Origin of the sequence: Fictibacillus sp. B-59209 (assembly GCF_036216745.1) — a bacterium.
Classification (GTDB): domain Bacteria; phylum Bacillota; class Bacilli; order Bacillales; family Fictibacillaceae; genus Fictibacillus_C; species Fictibacillus_C marinisediminis.
In genome coordinates this window covers 152649-171100 of record NZ_JARMMC010000018.1, presented here as the reverse complement: position 1 = coordinate 171100, position 18452 = coordinate 152649, and the positions used below count along the sequence as shown (strand labels likewise).

Below are 18452 nucleotides of genomic sequence, written 5' to 3'. Positions count from 1 at the left end.
TGCAAGATTTAAGGAGCTGATCGAGATGCATTTTGGAAATATTAGTACAGCCATGGTTACCCCGTTTGACAGTAAAGGAAATATTGATTTCAGCAAAACAACAAAGCTGGTCAATTATTTAATTCAGAACGGAACAGAAAGCCTCGTTGTTGCAGGTACAACAGGGGAGTCACCGACATTATCAACTGAAGAAAAGATCGCCCTGTTCAGGCACGTCGTAAAAGTTGTTGATAAAAGGGTACCTGTCATTGCAGGTACAGGAAGCAATAATACAAAAGCGTCCATCGATCTGACAAAAAAGGCAGAACAAGCCGGAGTTGATGCCATTATGATCGTGGCACCTTATTATAATAAACCGAGCCAGGAAGGCATCATCGCCCATTTTAAAGCCATTGCAGCAGAAACCAGCCTCCCGATTTTGGTTTATAATGTTCCCGGTCGTACGGTCGTTAGTATTGCAGCTGATACTGTTATTGAGCTTTCAAAGATTTCAAACGTTGTTGCCATAAAAGATGCTGGCGGTGACTTGGGTGAGATGAGCCGGATCATTGAAGAAACATCTGAAGAATTCCTTCTTTACAGCGGCGATGACGGAATCACACTGCCTGTGCTTTCCATCGGAGGGGCAGGAATCATTTCTGTCGCTTCCCATGTGATTGGAAACGAAATGCAGGAAATGATTTCGGCTTTTAAAGAAGGCAATGTGCAGGAAGCGGCAAAGCTTCATAGAAAGCTTCTCCCGATAATGGATGAGATGTTCAAAGCGCCAAGCCCTGCTCCCGTTAAAACAGCTCTTCAGCTAAAGGGCCTCGATGTCGGAAGCGTTCGTCTTCCTTTATTGCCATTGAACCAGAAGCAGCGGGAATCGTTATCCCGTATCATGCATTCCTCATTGTAAGCAAGCGGCCAGAGTGCCGCTTGTTTTTTTTGTCTTTTTGTTGATTTTCAATCACATAGGGAGTTCCAGCGCTATTTCCCGCCGTACATAAGTGAAACATCGACCGATAAAAACATAAGCCGTGCCTTCTTTAACTTGTATTCGCTTTCGAACATAAGCTATAATGAATTCAAGTGACGTGAACGGAGAATACATAAACACATCAACTAGGAGGATTATTACATTGACAACGAAACAACAAAATAGCGAAAAGATTAAAGTTTTTGCCCTGGGCGGTATTGGCGAAATAGGCAAAAACATGTATGTGGTCGAAGCGGGTGAAGATATCTTTGTCCTGGATGCAGGATTAATGTTTCCTCAGGAGGAGATGCTTGGCATCGATATCGTGATCCCTGATATCACCTACCTTGTCCAGAATAAGGACAGGGTGAAGGGGATTTTTCTGACCCATGCACACGAAGACCACATCGGCGGCCTTCCTTTTATTTTAAAGCAGCTTCCTGTTCCTGTTTACGGAACGAAGCTTACCCTGGGGCTTGTAGAAGCAAAGCTGAAAGAAGCTGGACTTCATAAGAGCACTCAAACCCACTTAGTAAGTTCAGAATCCGTCCTTGACTTTGGAGAGTATAAAGTTACTTTCTTTGGCACAAACCACAGTATTCCTGATTCCGTCGGCATTGCCGTTCACACGCCGCAGGGAGTCATCGTGAATACAGGGGACTTTAAAATTGACCAGTCTCCGATTGATGGAAAGCATACGGATTTTGGCAAAATCGCTGAGCTGAGCAGCAAAGGTGTATTATGTTTGCTTTCTGACAGCACAAATGCGGAAAGGCCTGGAATGACCGGCTCAGAAAAATCGGTCGGTTATGAGATCGATAATGTGTTTGCTGAAGCAAACGGCCGAATCATCATTGCTTCCTTTGCATCCAATGTCCACCGGATCCAGCAGATCTTTACTGCAGCTTCCAAAACCAACAAGAAAATTGTGATTACCGGCAGAAGCATGGTAAAGGTTGTTGATATCGCTTCTGATCTAGGGTATCTGAACATCGAGAAAGACAGTGTCATTTCTATTGATCAGATGAATAACTATGCGGAAGACCGTATTGTTATTTTAACAACGGGCAGTCAAGGCGAACAGATGGCAGCTTTGTCGCGCATGGCGCATAAAGCCCATAAACAGATTGCGATCCGGCATACCGATACTGTAGTGATCGCAGCGACTCCGATTCCGGGCAACGAGCGCTCTGTAGCGCGAATTGTGGACTTATTGATGCGTACGGGCGCAGATGTAATTTTCGGGCAGCGCAAAGTCCACGTTTCCGGACATGGCAGTCAGGAAGAATTAAAATTGATGCTTAGCTGGATGAAACCGAAATATTTTATCCCTGTACATGGTGAATATAAAATGCAAAAAGCGCATCAAAATCTTGCCCTTCAAGTTGGCGTTGAAGCTGAAAATATTTTTATCCTTGAAAAAGGGGAAGTAGTTGAATTTGCGGACGGTCTTGCTAAACGCACAGGAAAAGTTCCTGCTGGGAATGTTCTTGTAGATGGTCTTGGTGTAGGAGATATCGGAAACATTGTGCTCCGTGACCGAAAGCTTTTGTCTCAGGACGGAATATTGGTTGTTGTCGTTACGATCAGCAGGGCATCCAATCAGATCATCTCAGGTCCTGAAATCATTTCCCGCGGATTCGTATACGTTCGTGAGAGTGAGGAACTGCTTAAGGAAGCCAATAAACTCGTTACAGAAGTGCTCGATAAATGCATGCAGGAGAAAGTGAAGGACTGGTCCTCATTAAAATCAAACATGCGCGACTCACTGAGTCATTATTTATTTGATAAAACACGCCGTCGGCCGATGATTATGCCGATTATTATGGAAATCTGATGCCTGCAGTCTGCAGGCATTTTTTTATGCAGAATGAAAATAACCCCAGCGTTCATACTAAAAGAAAATGCTGAACAAGCATAAGGGGGTTATTCGTATGAATCAGGAACAAGAACCAAAACAGCCGTCATTGCCTGACAACAATCCGGATCAGAACAGTCTCGTAAATAAACTGCAGTCACTCGGACAAACAAACGTTCCGCAGATGGAAGGCTCAAGTATCCACTGCCTTACGATTGTAGGCCAGATAGAAGGACATGTTCAGCTTCCGCCGAACAACAAAACAACGAAGTATGAGCATCTGATCCCTCAATTGGTTGCAATCGAGCAAAACCCGAAGATTGAAGGGCTGCTGATTATCTTAAATACGGTGGGAGGGGACGTTGAAGCAGGTCTTGCCATCTCTGAAATGATCGCCTCGCTTTCCAAGCCTTCCGTTTCACTCGTTCTTGGAGGTGGGCATTCGATTGGAGTGCCGATAGCTGTTTCAGCAAATTATTCCTTCATTGCAAAAACCGCAACGATGACAATTCATCCTGTCAGGCTAACCGGGCTGGTTATCGGGGTGCCTCAAACGTTTGAATATCTCGATAAGATGCAGGAAAGGGTCATCAATTTCGTTACCTCACATTCAGAAATAACCGAAGAAAAATTTAAAGAACTCATGTTTTCCAAAGGAAACTTAACCAGGGATATCGGAACGAATGTGATTGGAAAAGATGCTGTCAATGATGGACTAATCAATGAAGTCGGCGGTGTCGGCCAGGCGATCGCGAAGCTGAACGAACTGATGGAGCAGCACCGAGAAAAACCGGATGAAGGACTTGAGGTGATCCAATGACCTGGTATACACTCATGCCCCATGAACTTATGTTTCCTGAAGGACAGGAAGGGCAATCAGCGGAAAACAGCGTTCAATCCACCATGCTTTATAACGATATTCCGGTCCTTGTGGAGCAGATCTCCCCAATGGAATATAAAGTGGTACGGGTGATCAGCACTGATCCTGCCCATTTTATGAATGCCGACTGCTGCCCGGGCCAAATTCTAAGAGCAGGCCATTTCTAAAGCGATAGTAAACAGGCTAGGTCCTGTGATATAATAAAGAACAAAAGCAGCCCCAAGCGGCTGCTTTACTTGGTTTGTTAAGAGGTGAAAGAATGGCGAAAAGGAATAAAAAAGCTTCAAAAAAAACGTCAGCTTGGAAAGAGCAATTAAGCTATGAACTTGCCGGCCTTCTTTTGCTTGCTTTAACGATGCTTGCTTTGGCCCGAATGGGAAAAGTAGGACTGGCTTTTGTACAGTTTCTCAGATTCTTCAGCGGCGAATGGTACGGAGTGCTTCTCGTCGGAACGCTGGTTGTGTCAGTCTATTTAATCTGGAAACGCAAGACTCCGCCGGTTTGGGGAAAAAGGCTTGCGGGATTTTATTTGTTCTACATATCGATGCTCATTCTTAGCCATCTGAAATTATTTTCTCTACTTTCAAAGCAGGGGAGATGGGCAGATACGTCTGTCATCAGGAATACTTGGGAGATCTATTGGTCACAGCTGTCAGGGAACACGCCAGAGGCAGATCTCGGAGGCGGAATGATCGGATCAGTCGGTTTTGCAATGTTTCACTTTTTGTTCGGAGTACAGGGCTCTGGCGTCATTCTTGTCTTTGTTATGATTATTTCTCTGATTCTCATCACAGGAAAATCACTGTCAGGTGTCATTTCAAAAATCGTAGAGGCAGCCGGCAACTTTTTTTCTCATACATACGAATCTCTGCAGACTAAAACACAAGAATTAAAAAACAGCCAGAGGAAAAGCGAAAAACGAACATTTAAAAAAGAAGCGCCTAAAATTGATGAGCAGCAAGGAGAACATAAGCCTGCAGACGAAGATTATGAGCCGATCATTGAGGATTTTACCAGGAACTTGGACCGCGACGAGAGTTCTGCCGTACAGCTGAAATTTGGCTCAAAAGGATTTCATGAAGAGAAAAATGAGAAGACAGAAAAAGAACAAGAAGATTCTTTACCGGCAGGATTGCAAGCAAGCTTTGAACAGACAGAAGAAGAACATAATGAAAACTATGCACTTCCTTCCATGGACCTCTTAGTCCGGCCAGCTGCTACTGGCCAGCATAAAGAAAGGCAGTACGCAGCAAGTAAAAGCAATGCTAAAAAACTTGAGAAGACATTTGAGAGCTTCGGGGTAAAAGCAAGAGTGCTGAAAGTCCATCTTGGTCCTGCTGTTACGAAGTATGAAGTATATCCTGATGTGGGCGTGAAAGTCAGCAAAATCGTCAACTTGGCGGACGATATAGCCCTAGCCCTTGCTGCTAAAGACATTAGGATTGAGGCACCGATACCTGGAAAGTCAGCTGTTGGTATCGAGGTTCCCAACCAAGAAGTAGCTACTGTTACTTTAAGAGAAGTACTTGAATCCAGCCAGTATCAGAAACAAACCTCCAGACTGGCGATTGGTCTCGGGCGTGATATCTCGGGCGAGCCGATTTTCGCAGAGCTTTCGAGAATGCCCCATCTTCTTGTTGCAGGAGCAACAGGAAGCGGGAAAAGCGTATGTATCAACGGTATTATAACAAGCATCTTGATGCGGGCGAAGCCTCATGAAGTCAAGATGATGATGATCGATCCAAAGATGGTAGAACTGAACGTTTACAATGGCGTCCCTCATTTGCTGGCCCCTGTTGTTACAGAGCCGAAAAAAGCTGCACAAGCTTTAAAAAGGGTCGTAAGTGAGATGGAAAGGCGTTATGAACTGTTCTCCCATAGCGGTACACGAAACATAGAAGGGTACAACGACAGTATTAAAAGACAGAACAATGAGAGCGGGGCAAAACAGCCTTCCTTGCCTTATATCGTAGTCATTGTGGACGAGCTGGCAGATTTGATGATGGTTGCTTCAGGAGATGTCGAGGATGCGATCATCCGCCTTGCCCAGATGGCTCGTGCTGCAGGAATCCACCTGATCATTGCTACGCAGAGACCTTCTGTTGATGTTATCACAGGAATCATTAAAGCGAATATTCCTTCACGCATCGCTTTCAGTGTCTCTTCACAGACTGATTCTAGGACCATATTGGATATGGGCGGCGCTGAAAAGCTGCTGGGCCGAGGCGACATGCTCTTCCTGCCTTCAGGTGCATCCAAACCGACCAGGATTCAGGGAGCTTTTCTTTCGGATCAAGAAGTAGAAAAGATTGTCGAGTTTGTAATATCACAGCAAAAAGCGCAATACCAAAAAGAGATGATTCCAACTGAAGAAGCACAAGTTACCATGGAAGTGGAGGATGATCTGTTTCCTGAAGCCGTAAAGCTAGTCGTCGACATGCAGACAGCATCCGTTTCTATGCTGCAGAGACGCTTTCGTATCGGGTACTCTCGTGCCGCCCGGCTGGTGGATGCGATGGAGGCAAAAGGTATCATCGGGCCTTATGAGGGCAGCAAGCCGAGAGAGGTTCTGCTTACCTCACTTCCCGAACAGAATCAAGCATCAAGCTCTTAACAGAACCCTTAAAAAGGGTTCTGTTTTTTTATGCTTATTTATCTGAATAATGCGTTTATTCTTGGTTTTAAAAAAATCTCTAAAAATAGTATTTATTTCTACAGATAAAAATGATATATTTATGTCGATTATTTTAAATATTTGTCAAATAAACATTACACTGAAAAACAGTAAATTGTTATTGGTTTTGGTTGTCATAGAGGTGAATAACAACGTGTCCATTAAGACGGATCATCGTCTGCTGTATTTAAAAGTTATTGAGAAACTGAAAGCCGACATTGAGAACGGCACTTACGAAGAAGGCGAGAAACTCCCGTCAGAATTTGAGCTTTCTAAACAGCTGGGCATCAGCAGAGCTACATTAAGGGAAGCGCTCCGCATTCTTGAAGACGAAAATGTTCTGATCAGAAAACATGGAGTGGGAACCTTCGTCAGGACCAGAGCACTCTTTTCCTCTGGTATTGAAGAACTCTTCAGTGTGACGGACATGATTGAGCGAGCAGGCAAGAAGGCTTCCACCGTCTTCGTCTCCTCCGTCGTCATTCCAGCAGCTGATGACTTGAAGAATAAGTTTAATCTTGCAGAAGACCAAGAAATCAATGTTGTTGAAAGGGTAAGAACGGCTGATGGTGAACCTGTTGTTTATTGCATCGACCATATACCCGCAGTTTATATGCCATCTGAATCACAGCATAAGTACCTCTCCATGCTTGAAATGCTTGAAAAAGAAGCCGGCAAGCGTGTAATGTATGCGGTAACAAACATTGAACCCCTAGGCTTCCATGAGCGGATTTCGGAGATCCTGGAATGTCCTGAGGAAGCGGCTCTTCTCGTTTTAAAACAGATGCACTATGATCAGAATGATGAGCCTGTTCTTTATTCCTGTAATTACTTTAGAGCTGATAAATTTAACTTTACAGTCGTAAGAAAGCGCTTATAGCTGTCTATCATTTTTAGGGGGTGATGTGCAACACCGTTGTTCAATGTGTTACAAGTGTTATTCGCATAAAAAAATAGGGGGAAAAAGAATTGAAAAAGAGAACTGGAGTTTTATTAAGTCTAGCTTTAGCAGCCGGCACATTGCTTTCTGCCTGTGGTAAGGATGAAGGCGAAAAGTCAACTGGCGGCGGCAAAAAAGATGCATTTAAAGTGGCGATGGTAACAGACACTGGCGGTGTTGACGATAAGTCCTTTAACCAATCTGCTTGGGAAGGGCTTCAAAAGTTCGGTAAAGATAACGATCTTAAAAAAGGTACAGACTTCAAATATCTTCAATCATCCTCTGCAAGTGATTACGCTCCCAACCTGAATTCATTAGTTAGGGAAAAATTTGATCTTGTTTACGGAATCGGATTCTTGATGGCACAGGATATCCAAAAAGTGGCAAAGCAGCAGCCGAACGGACACCTTGCACTTGTTGATATGGTTGTTCCTGAAAAGAACGTTGCGAGCATCACTTTTAAAGAGAACGAAGGTTCATTCCTTGTCGGCCTAATTGCTGGAATGCAGACAAAAACGAACAAAGTCGGTTTTGTCGGCGGCGTGGACAGTGAATTAATCAAAAAGTTTGAAAACGGATTTAAAGCCGGAGTAAAGACGGCAAATCCAAAAGCCGAAATCTTTGTTCAATACGCTGGTGACTTTAACAAAGCTGAAAAAGGCCAAGCGATCGCTAACACGTTCTACGGAAAAGGCGCAGACATTATCTACCATGCAGCTGGCGGAACAGGTAAAGGTGTATTTACCGAAGCGAAGAACCGAGCTAAGAATGGTGAAAAAGTTTGGGTTATCGGTGTTGACCGCGATCAGCACGAAGAAGGTATGCCTGAGGATGTAACATTGACTTCAATGGTCAAGCGTGTAGACAAAGCTGTTGAACAAGTTTCAAAGGATACGATGGATGGAAAATTCCCTGGCGGAAAAGTAGTTGAATTCGGTCTTAATGAAGACGGTGTAGGAATTGCTCCTCACAAAGACAATGTAACGAAAGAAGCATTGGCAAAAGTTGATGAGTACAAAAAGAAAATCCAGGACGGAAGCCTTATGGTTCCTAAAACGGATAAAGAGTTCAAAAAGTTTGAAGCAGATATGAAAAAATAAATGGTAAAAAGTAAAGGCTGGTATTCGTTTACTGGCCTTTATTTACGCAGTGAAAGGTTAGACTTCTGACTCCCTCTGCAGGATGAAGAAACAAGATTGAAAGGTTTATAGTTTGTCATAAGGGGTGAACACAATGGAGTATGTCATTGAAATGAGGAACATCCGCAAGGAATTCCCTGGCATCGTTGCCAATGACAATGTCACATTGCAAGTAAGGAAAGGCGAGATTCATGCTCTTCTCGGTGAGAATGGTGCGGGAAAATCAACGCTCATGAATATTCTCTTCGGATTGTATCAGCCGGAAGAGGGAGAGATCCACGTTAAAGGCGAGAAGATTTCGATCTCTGATCCGAACGTTGCTAACCGTCTTGGAATCGGAATGGTGCATCAGCATTTTATGCTGGTTGAAAACTTCACCGTAACAGAAAATATTATTCTTGGCAAAGAGATAACAACAGCGGGCAGAGTGGATTTGAAAAAAGCAGCGAAAGAAGTGAAAGCCTTATCTGACCGTTATGGCTTGCGAGTAGATCCAAATGCGAAAATCGAGGATATTTCCGTCGGAATGCAGCAGCGTGTGGAAATTTTGAAAACGCTCTATCGCGGAGCTGAAATTTTAATCTTTGATGAGCCGACAGCTGTATTAACTCCTCAGGAGATTCATGAACTTATGGAGATCATGAAAAAGCTAGTGGCAGAAGGAAAATCAATTATACTGATCACCCATAAGCTGAAGGAGATCATGGAAGCTTGTGACCGCTGTACGGTTATTCGCCGAGGCCGGGGAATCGGCACGGTCGACGTTGTTGAAACCAACCCTGATAAACTGGCGGCGATGATGGTCGGGCGCGAGGTGAATTTCAAGGTTGATAAAGAAGATGCTGTGCCAAAAGGGCCTGTACTGCAGATCAATGACCTGGTCGTTGAAGATTCAAGAAAAGTGCCGGTCGTTGACGGGCTGACCCTTGAGATCAAAGCAGGAGAAATCCTCGGCATCGCCGGAGTGGACGGAAACGGACAGACTGAACTTCTCGAAGCGATCACCGGTTTAAGGAAAGCAACCAGCGGCACCATCCAGCTTAACGGCAAGGACATTACGAACCTTAAGCCGAGAAAGGTAACGGAATCCGGAGTGGGGCATATCCCTCAGGACCGACACAAACACGGCCTGGTCCTTGATTTTTCGATCGGTACGAATATGGTGCTTCAAACGTATTACCAACAGCCGTTTTCCAAACATAAAATTCTTAAATTTCCCGCAATTTTTGATAAGGCCAATAATCTTATTAAAGAATTTGATGTGAGAACACCGAGTGAACATACGCTGGCACGTGCATTATCAGGAGGCAACCAGCAGAAAGCGATCATTGCAAGGGAAGTGGACAGAAGTCCCGATTTCCTTATTGCAGCACAGCCTACACGCGGTCTTGATGTTGGTGCAATTGAGTTTATTCATTCCAAACTTATTCAGGAACGTGATAAAGGAAAGGCAGTCCTTCTTCTCTCGTTTGAACTGGATGAAGTAATGAATGTAAGCGACCGCATCGCGGTTATATATGAAGGGAAAATTGTTGCAGTCGTAGATCCAAAACAAACGACTGAACAGGAACTTGGACTGCTCATGGCGGGCGGCAAGAAACAAAAAGCAGGTGATTTGCAATGAATGTAATTAAAGGCCGTTTATTCCATATTCTTGTCCCGGCCATATCCGTGCTATTGGGACTTTTGATCGGCGGTATCATCATGCTGGTCTCAGATTATGATCCCATCAAAGCCTACTCTGCTTTAATTGAGGGCATTTTCGGAAATGGATACAATATGGGTGAAACGATCCGTGCGGCTTCACCGCTCATTCTTTCAGGATTAGCCGTGGCTTTTGCGTTTCGCACGGGACTTTTTAACATTGGTGTGGAAGGGCAGCTGCTTGTCGGCTGGCTAGCATCGGTCTATGTCGGGATCAACTTTGATCTCCCTAAGATCATCCACCTGCCGCTAGCGGTTATCGCAGGTGCTCTAGCTGGAGCAATCTGGGGAGTGCTTCCAGGTATTCTGAAAGCGCGTTTTAAAGTTCACGAAGTTATTACTACCATCATGATGAACTATATCGCGCTATATGTAACAAATGCCATTATTCGTGCATATATGCTGGCACCTGGAGAGAGGACGAAGGATATTAAAGAATCAGCATCCCTGGCTTCTCCTTGGCTTCAGCAGCTGACTGATTTTTCTCGTCTTCATTATGGAATTGTTGTAGCAATTATTGGTGCACTTATTATGTGGTTTGTATTATGGAAAACAACAACCGGCTATGAATTAAGAGCAGTCGGCTTCAACCAGCATGCTTCACAGTATGCGGGAATAAGCGTATCGAAAAATATTATCCTAGCCATGGCTATATCAGGTGCCTTTGCGGGTGCTGCGGGAACGATGGAAGGCCTTGGAACCTATCAATATATGACGATCAATAACGCGTTTACAGGGGTAGGATTCGATGGTATCGCCGTTTCCTTGCTCGGAGCCAATGGATCTGTAGGGATCATTGTCGCCGCCCTTTTGTTTGGAGGACTGAAAATCGGTGCTCTTACTATGCAGTCTACAGCAGGAGTTCCCACTGAACTCATTGGAATCGTCATCGCATTGATCATTTTCTTTGTGGCGTCCAGCTACCTTATCCGCTGGCTGACCAACCGATTTACTAAAGGGGGTAAACTTTAATGGACTTCTTCGATATCCTTGCCCTTATTGTGCCTGCTGCGATCGTTTCAGCAGCTCCCCTTATCCTTACTGCTTTGGGCGGAGTTTTCAGTGAACGTTCTGGTGTTGTTAATATTGGACTTGAAGGACTTATGATGTTCGGCGCCTTTTTAGGGGCGATCTTTACCCACTATGGTGAACAATGGGGGTTAGGCGCTGCTTCTCCATGGATGAGTTTTGCAGTAGCTATCGTTGGGGGTGCACTCTTTGCTGTTCCACATGCAGTGGCAAGCATTTCGCTGAAAGCCGATCAAGTCGTCAGCGGTGTTGCTCTTAACTTCCTTGCAGCGGGACTGTCCATCTTTTTGACGAAGAAACTTTTTGATGCAGGCCAGACTCCTGATATTCAGGAACGGATCGGCAAAGGAGATATCCCGGTGCTGTCCAAGATTCCGGTTATCGGAGACCTGTTCTTCTCCAATGCATACTCAACTTCTTTTGTAGCGATTTTCCTGGCTTTTGTGGTATGGTACATCATCTACAAAACGCCGTTCGGCCTTCGTCTTCGTTCTGTCGGTGAACATCCGATGGCTGCTGATACGATGGGGATCAATGTTAATAAAACCCGTTATATTTCTGTTATCATCGGGGGTGCGTTCGCTGGTCTAGGCGGAGCCATCTATGTGGCTTCCATCGCTGGAAACTTCACACAGTCAACGATCTCAGGACAAGGCTTCATGGCTCTTGCTGCGATGATTTTTGGAAAATGGCATCCGCTTGGAGCGATGGGAGCGGCCTTGTTCTTCGGGCTTGCTCAAAGCTTAAGCATCACAGGGGAACAGATCCCTCTTCTCAAGGATATTCCTGATGTTTATCTGCTGATCGCGCCTTATGTGCTTACGATTCTTGCACTAGCAGGATTTGTTGGCCGTGCAGATGCTCCCAAAGCATCCGGACAGCCTTACGAAAAAGGAAAACGATAATAGACAGGACCTGCTTCAGTTATTGAAGCAGGTTTTTTTGTTTAAAGCAGGAAAAGTCATGATTACTATGGAATGTGGGTACACTAGAAAGTATGATCAACAACCTATTTAAAAAGGGAGGAAGCGAAATGACACTCGTAGACCATCATGTGGCTGACTTGCCCGGTATTACCTTACATACAGTCGAAACCACTAAATATAAGACCACTTCGTTAATTCTTCAGCTGAAAAGTCCGATCGTGGAGGAGGAAGTTACTAAACGTGCCCTGCTTCCCTATGTTTTGCAGAGCGGGACAGAGAGATTTCCTAGCAGTAAAGAGCTCCGTGAAGCGCTGGACAGCCTTTATGGAGCAACCTTGGGGGCGGATCTCTCTAAAAAAGGAGAATATCAGGTTATCACCCTGAGAATTGATGTAGCGAATGAAAAATTTCTATCGGATAATACACCTTTGCTCGACAAGGCGTTTGAACTGCTCTCCGATGTACTGCTCAAGCCGGCAAAACAGGGGAATGCCTTTTTATCCGATATCGTCCAGAAAGAAAAACGGTCGTTAAAGCAGCAGATTGAATCCATATACGATGATAAGATGAGGTATGCCAACAAGCGCCTGATCGAGGAGATGTTCGAAGACGAGCCTTATCGTTTCAATGTATACGGAAGCGAAAAGGAAGTCGATTCCATTACTCCTGAGATTTTATATGATTATTATAAGAAAGTCATCCAGGAAGACGAGGTCCATTTGTATGTCGTGGGAGATGTTTCCAAAGAAATTCTCAAGGATTTTACGGCAAAGCATTTTGTGTTTCCAAATGCTAAAGCAGAGCCGAAACGAGTAGCTTCCTCAGGAAAACGAAGAGTGGATGAAGTGAAAGAGATATTTGAAGAGCAGGAAGTGCAGCAAGGAAAGCTCCATATGGGATACCGCACCTACATTACGTACTGCGATCCCGAATATCTTCCTCTTCAAGTATTCAATGGCGTCTTCGGCGGTTTTTCGCATTCCAAACTGTTCATGAACGTCCGTGAGAAAGAGAGTCTGGCCTATTATGCCGCTTCTCGTTTTGAGAGTCATAAAGGGATTATTTTTGTTATGTCAGGGATTGAAACCAATAATTATGAAAAAACAGTAAAAATCATTAATGAACAGCTAAAAGAAATTCAAAACGGCAACATTTCAGACGGTGAACTGGAGCAGACGAAAGCGATGATCCGAAACCAAATCCTTGAGACGGTGGATGATTCTACAGGTTTGGTGGAGGTACTTTATCACGAAGTAGTCTCCCGGCATAAACGGAGTATTGAGGAATGGCTCGAAGGCATCGAGAATGTTACGAAAGAGCAAGTAATCGGTGTTTCAAAAAAGATTGAACTTGATACGATCTATTTCTTAAGAGGGAGGGGCGATGAATAATATGGAACAAATTCATTTTAAGCAGCTCAAAGAGACCCTAAACTGCAAGATACTTGAAAACGGACTAAAAGTATTCATTTTAGAAAAAAAGGATTTCAATAAAACCTATGCAACGTTTACGACTAATTATGGATCCGTGGATAATCATTTTGTTCCGCTTGGAAAGAACGAACCAGTCAAGGTGCCGGATGGAATCGCCCATTTCCTGGAGCATAAGCTTTTTGAAAAAGAGCACGGTGACGTTTTTCAGGATTTCAGTAAACAGGGAGCATCGGCCAATGCTTTTACTACCTTTAAACGGACCGCTTATTTGTTTTCAACGACCGGTGATGTTGAAAAGAACCTGACGACGTTGATCGATTTCGTTCAGGCACCCTATTTTACCGAAAAGACGGTGGAGAAAGAAAAGGGAATCATTGGACAGGAGATCAGAATGTACGATGACAACCCGGACTGGCGCGTGTATTTCGGTTTGATCGCCAACATGTATCAAAACCATCCAGTGTCCATCGACATTGCGGGAACGGTTGAATCGATTGCCAAAATTACAAAAGATGATCTGTATGAATGCTATGAGACCTTCTACCATCCGAGCAACATGCTCCTCTTTATTGTAGGGCCGGTTGATGCAGAAAAGATCATGGATCTTGTCGAGAAGAACCAGGCCGGCAAGGACTATAAAGACAAGCCGCCGATCGAGCGCTTTTTTGATGAGGAACCAGCTCAGCCCGCCAAAAGAAAAGAAGTGTTGAACATGCCGGTTCAAACACCGAAGTGCTATATGGGATATAAAGAGAAACGTCCCGAAAGGCAAGGGAAAGAATTGCTTCTCCGGGAACTCTCCGTCAATTTGCTGCTGGAGATGATGTTTGGAAAGAGCACCAAAAATTACGAGAAGCTTTATAATGATGGGCTGATCGACCCTTCTTTTTCTTTTGACTATACAGAAGAGCAAGGCTACGGTTTCTCCATGATCGGAGGCGATACATCTGATCCTGATGCTTTCGCTGATACCATTTCGCGTATGGTAGAGGATTTCAAGAAAACGGATATCAACCAAGAGGACCTGGAGAGAGCAAGAAAAAAGAAAATCGGTTCTTTTTTAAGAGCGCTGAACTCGCCCGAGTTTATCGCGAATCAATTCACCAGGTATGAATTTAACGGAATGAATCTTTTTGACGTGATCCCGACGTTTGAAGATTTAACGGCTGCACACCTTGAAAAAGCGCTGAGTGACCATTTTCAGGATAGTCAGCTGACCATTTGCCAGGTTAAGAAAAAACAGTCATAATGAAGAAAAAAAACATCCCTGCTCATAAGCAGGGATGTTTTTAAGCGGGTGAAAATAATATGTCAGGCTGGGTTTTAGTAACAGGGGCAAGCGGCGGGATCGGTTCGAGCATCTGCCGGGCGCTTGCGAAAAATGGCTTCAACCTTATTCTCCATTACCATCTGAGCAGCCGGCAAGCAAGAGATATCCAGCAAGAGGTAACTGCATACGGTGTTGAAACCTTATTGGTGCAGGCAGACTTATCAGATCCTGCCGGAACTGATAAATTGCTGTCATCACTCTTTATGCCGGTTGATGCCGTTATACATAATAGTGCTGGTGCTTATTACGGACTGCTGACAGATATGGACAGCGAGACGGTGCAGAAAATGGTACAGCTGAATTTGACAAGTCCGATCTTGATCACGAAACATCTTCTGCCAGCTATGATGAAGAGAGGAAAAGGAAACATCATCGTCATCTCATCTGTGTGGGGATCAGTAGGGGCTTCGTGTGAGGTCGTTTATTCTGCCGTAAAAGGCGGCCTGAATACATTCGTCAAAGCATTAGCCAAAGAGGCAGCCCCCAACCGCATCAGGGTGAACGGCATCGCTCCCGGCGCGGTCGAGACACGGATGATGGAGGATTTTACTGAGGAAGAATTGAACTCGCTGAAAGACCAGATTCCAGAAGGCCGGCTAGGCCGGACGGAAGAAATGGCGGAAATCGTTATGTTCCTTTTGTCAGACCGCTCATCTTATATCAATGGGCATATTATTTCTGCAACAGGCGGCTGGCATAATTAATCGCAGGAAAGCGCAGAGGAAAATGTCAAATCCCATGCATAATTCATGTTCCTTCTAGAAATATTATAGTATGTACCATATTTTAAGGAGGAAATTAAATGTCAGTATTAGATAATTTTGGACAGTGGAAGAATTTTCTCTCTGACCGTCTTGAACATGCAGAAGGCCAGGGAATGGACCAATCAACCGTTTCCAATTTAGCAACTGAAATCGGAGGATATCTTGCTTCTCATGTAGATCCTAAGAATTCCGAAGAAAAAGTGCTTGCTGACCTTTGGAAGGTTGCCAGCGACGATGAAAAACACGCGATTGCCAATATGATGGTTAAATTAGTCCAGAATGACAACGCACAGTAAATATTAGGATGTTAAGGATTTTTCTTAACAGGGATGTTAAGGATTTTTCTTAACATCCCTTTATTTTTTCTTTCATAATAAATTGAAATCAGATATTATTAATTAATGAAGCGGGAAATTAATGATAAGCAACAGAAAAAGGAAGGAGAGATGAAGAATGGGCGATCAGGATTGGTATTTGGAATACGAGATAAATAAAAACCGCCCCGGACTTCTTGGTGATATTTCATCTCTTCTCGGGATGCTTGGAATAAATATCGTGACGATCAATGGAGTAGACAATGAGAGAAGAGGATTGCTGTTAATTGTCGACAAACAAGAGAAGGTAGACCGCCTTCGCTCCATTTTACAATCGATGGATAATATTACAGTCACGAAATTCCGTAAACCCAAATTACGAGATATTCTCGCCGTCCGGCATGGACGTTACATACAACGGGACGCAGACGATAAAAAAACATTCAGATTTGTAAGAGACGAACTTGGGCTTCTCGTTGACTTTTTAGCCGAACTGTATAAAGTCGAGGGCCATAAACTGATCGGCATCCGGGGTATGCCAAGGGTCGGAAAGACTGAATCGATCGTAGCATCGAGTGTTTGCGCGAGCAAAAAATGGGTATTTATATCTTCTACGCTGCTCAAGCAAACCATTCGGACACAGCTTGCGGATGATGAATACAGCACAGATAATGTTTATATTATTGACGGCATCGTGTCATCGAGGCGTTCAAATGAAAGGCACTGGCAGCTGGTCAGGGAAATCATGCGTCTTCCATCTGCGAAGGTCATCGAGCATCCAGATGTTTTCGTTCAGCAGACCGAATACAGCATTGACGATTTTGATTATATTATCGAGCTTAGAAACGATCCGAATGAAGAAATTACATATGAAGTAATAGAGACAGATGTAGGATTTTCCGCATTTGAATAACTTCAATTAGTGGAAGGTGGTAAATTTGACTGAATTAGGAAATTATTTAAGAGAAAAAAGGGAAGAAAAAGGTCTTTCTCTTGAACAGCTTCAAACCGAAACAAAAATACAAAAACGTTATCTGCAGGCGATTGAAGAAGGACGATACGAGATTCTACCAGGTTCTTTCTATGCCAGAGCGTTTATAAAAAATTACAGCGAAACAGTAGGACTCAATTTTGAAGAAGTCTTTACCCAATTTGAAAACGAAATTCCAAAAGCCGAAAAAGAACCGACAGAATTTGTTCCCCGATCAGAACGGAATAAGCAGACCCTGGATGCAAAGGACTCTGTATTATCAAGCTGGCTGCCTAAAGTACTGATTTTTGCTTTCGTTCTGGCACTTCTGATCGGCGTTTGGGCCTACCTTGCCAACAGAGGGAATGACGGCGCTGATTCAAAGGACTCAAATAAACCTGCCAGTGTTCAGCTTGATAAGAGCAAGAAGGCTGAGAATACAAACAAGGCCAAAGATAAAAAACCGGAGAAGCCCGCGAATAGTGATTCACCAAAGAAACCGGCAGAACCGAAGAAAAAAGAATTTACTCTGACCAAGCAGGCTACACAGGGAATTACCACTACATATGAGCTAAGCCAGGCGGATGACTTTAAAATCGCCTTTAAGATGGACGGGCCGGTATATCTCGAAGTGAAAACAGGCAGCAAGACATTGGCTGGCAAGATGTTTAAAAAAGGTGATACAGCCAGCTATGACTTATCAGGTGAGAAAGATGTTGAACTTAATATTGGTGCCGCCAATTTTGCAAAAATGACGATCAATGAAAAACCGTTCTCATATCCGATTCCGCCTGTTAAGAGGGGAATTCACCAAAGGATCGTCATTAAAAACACGGCTTCCGGCAAACAATAACTTACGTAGAGCGCCGTGTAATGATTGTCAAAATTGGAGGAAATAAAAATGAACTTGCCTAATAAAATTACAATTTCAAGGATCTTACTTATTCCTGTATTCATGATCGTTCTTCTTGCCCCCTTTGATTGGGGAAAGGTAACATGGCTGGATGTTGATATTCCAGTCACCCATTTGGCTGCCGCCCTGATTTTCATCATTGCATCCTGTACAGACTGGGTAGACGGATATTATGCGAGAAAGCTCAACCTTGTTACAAACTTTGGGAAGTTTTTAGACCCTCTTGCGGATAAACTGCTGGTTACCGCTGCGTTTGTTGCCCTTGTTGAAGTAGGCTATGCACCGGCATGGATGGTGATCATTATCCTGAGCAGGGAGTTCGCGGTGACTGGCATACGCCTTGTAGCAGCAGCTGAAGGTGCAGTAATTGCAGCAAGCCAGATGGGCAAACTGAAAACATGGATCCAGATCATTGCCATTTCTGCATTGCTGCTGCACAACATACCATTTGAATGGATCGGTATCCCATTCGCTCAGTTCAGCCTGTGGGCAGCTACACTCATCACTCTATATTCAGGATGGGAATATTTTATTCAAAACAAAGAAGTTATGCTAAAATCAAAATAACAGCAGGAACAGGAGAGAAGATCTCCTGTTTTTTTTATCAGAAAAATCTTCGT

General features: G+C 44.0%; 17 protein-coding genes. All 17 read left to right on the top strand.

Features of this window, described 5'->3' with window-relative positions:
- Positions 1 to 25: 25 nt before the first annotated feature.
- On the top strand, positions 26 to 898 hold the full coding sequence (gene dapA / locus P4361_RS13670; protein ID WP_248254651.1) for a 4-hydroxy-tetrahydrodipicolinate synthase: 873 nt from the start codon (positions 26 to 28) through the stop codon (positions 896 to 898).
- Positions 899 to 1121: 223 nt separating this feature from the next.
- On the top strand, positions 1122 to 2795 hold the full coding sequence (locus P4361_RS13665; RefSeq protein ID WP_328089758.1) for a ribonuclease J: 1674 nt from the start codon (positions 1122 to 1124) through the stop codon (positions 2793 to 2795).
- A gap of 97 nt (positions 2796 to 2892) precedes the next feature.
- Positions 2893 to 3636, top strand: a complete 744-nt coding sequence (locus tag P4361_RS13660) for a ClpP family protease (RefSeq protein ID WP_256225802.1) — start codon at positions 2893 to 2895, stop codon at positions 3634 to 3636.
- Positions 3633 to 3863: a YlzJ-like family protein gene (locus P4361_RS13655; protein WP_053354441.1), complete on the top strand. Its 231-nt coding sequence runs from the start codon at positions 3633 to 3635 to the stop codon at positions 3861 to 3863. The genes P4361_RS13660 and P4361_RS13655 overlap by 4 nt, the downstream gene beginning before the upstream one ends.
- A gap of 92 nt (positions 3864 to 3955) precedes the next feature.
- Positions 3956 to 6310, top strand: a complete 2355-nt coding sequence (locus tag P4361_RS13650; protein WP_328089756.1) for a DNA translocase FtsK — start codon at positions 3956 to 3958, stop codon at positions 6308 to 6310.
- 214 nt (positions 6311 to 6524) lie between these two features.
- Positions 6525 to 7250, top strand: a complete 726-nt coding sequence (locus P4361_RS13645) for a GntR family transcriptional regulator (protein ID WP_256225804.1) — start codon at positions 6525 to 6527, stop codon at positions 7248 to 7250.
- A gap of 89 nt (positions 7251 to 7339) precedes the next feature.
- Positions 7340 to 8410, top strand: coding sequence for a BMP family lipoprotein (locus tag P4361_RS13640; RefSeq protein WP_062231830.1), 1071 nt, complete (start codon positions 7340 to 7342; stop codon positions 8408 to 8410).
- 133 nt (positions 8411 to 8543) lie between these two features.
- On the top strand, positions 8544 to 10073 hold the full coding sequence (locus P4361_RS13635; protein ID WP_328089755.1) for an ABC transporter ATP-binding protein: 1530 nt from the start codon (positions 8544 to 8546) through the stop codon (positions 10071 to 10073).
- A complete protein-coding gene (locus P4361_RS13630) occupies positions 10070 to 11125 on the top strand; it encodes an ABC transporter permease (RefSeq protein ID WP_053354436.1) in 1056 nt (351 codons plus the stop codon). The genes P4361_RS13635 and P4361_RS13630 overlap by 4 nt, the downstream gene beginning before the upstream one ends.
- Positions 11125 to 12087, top strand: a complete 963-nt coding sequence (locus P4361_RS13625) for an ABC transporter permease (protein WP_053354435.1) — start codon at positions 11125 to 11127, stop codon at positions 12085 to 12087. The genes P4361_RS13630 and P4361_RS13625 overlap by 1 nt, the downstream gene beginning before the upstream one ends.
- Positions 12088 to 12215: 128 nt before the next feature.
- Positions 12216 to 13499 carry an EF-P 5-aminopentanol modification-associated protein YfmF gene (yfmF, locus tag P4361_RS13620; RefSeq protein WP_053354434.1) on the top strand — a complete coding sequence of 428 codons (1284 nt, stop codon included), beginning with the start codon at positions 12216 to 12218 and terminating at the stop codon, positions 13497 to 13499.
- Between the two features lies 1 nt (position 13500).
- Positions 13501 to 14790, top strand: a complete 1290-nt coding sequence (gene yfmH, locus P4361_RS13615) for an EF-P 5-aminopentanol modification-associated protein YfmH (protein ID WP_328090019.1) — start codon at positions 13501 to 13503, stop codon at positions 14788 to 14790.
- Between the two features lie 59 nt (positions 14791 to 14849).
- Entirely contained in the window at positions 14850 to 15575 is a 726-nt protein-coding gene (gene ymfI, locus P4361_RS13610) for an elongation factor P 5-aminopentanone reductase (RefSeq protein WP_328089754.1), read from the top strand.
- A 98-nt stretch (positions 15576 to 15673) separates the two neighbouring features.
- Complete coding sequence (locus P4361_RS13605) at positions 15674 to 15931, top strand: DUF3243 domain-containing protein (RefSeq protein ID WP_053354432.1); 258 nt, start codon at positions 15674 to 15676, stop codon at positions 15929 to 15931.
- Between the two features lie 157 nt (positions 15932 to 16088).
- On the top strand, positions 16089 to 16862 hold the full coding sequence (locus P4361_RS13600) for a DUF3388 domain-containing protein (RefSeq protein WP_053354431.1): 774 nt from the start codon (positions 16089 to 16091) through the stop codon (positions 16860 to 16862).
- Positions 16863 to 16887: 25 nt separating this feature from the next.
- Positions 16888 to 17772, top strand: a complete 885-nt coding sequence (locus tag P4361_RS13595) for a helix-turn-helix domain-containing protein (protein WP_062231838.1) — start codon at positions 16888 to 16890, stop codon at positions 17770 to 17772.
- Between the two features lie 48 nt (positions 17773 to 17820).
- Positions 17821 to 18399: a CDP-diacylglycerol--glycerol-3-phosphate 3-phosphatidyltransferase gene (gene pgsA, locus P4361_RS13590; RefSeq protein ID WP_328089753.1), complete on the top strand. Its 579-nt coding sequence runs from the start codon at positions 17821 to 17823 to the stop codon at positions 18397 to 18399.
- Positions 18400 to 18452 lie beyond the last annotated feature (53 nt).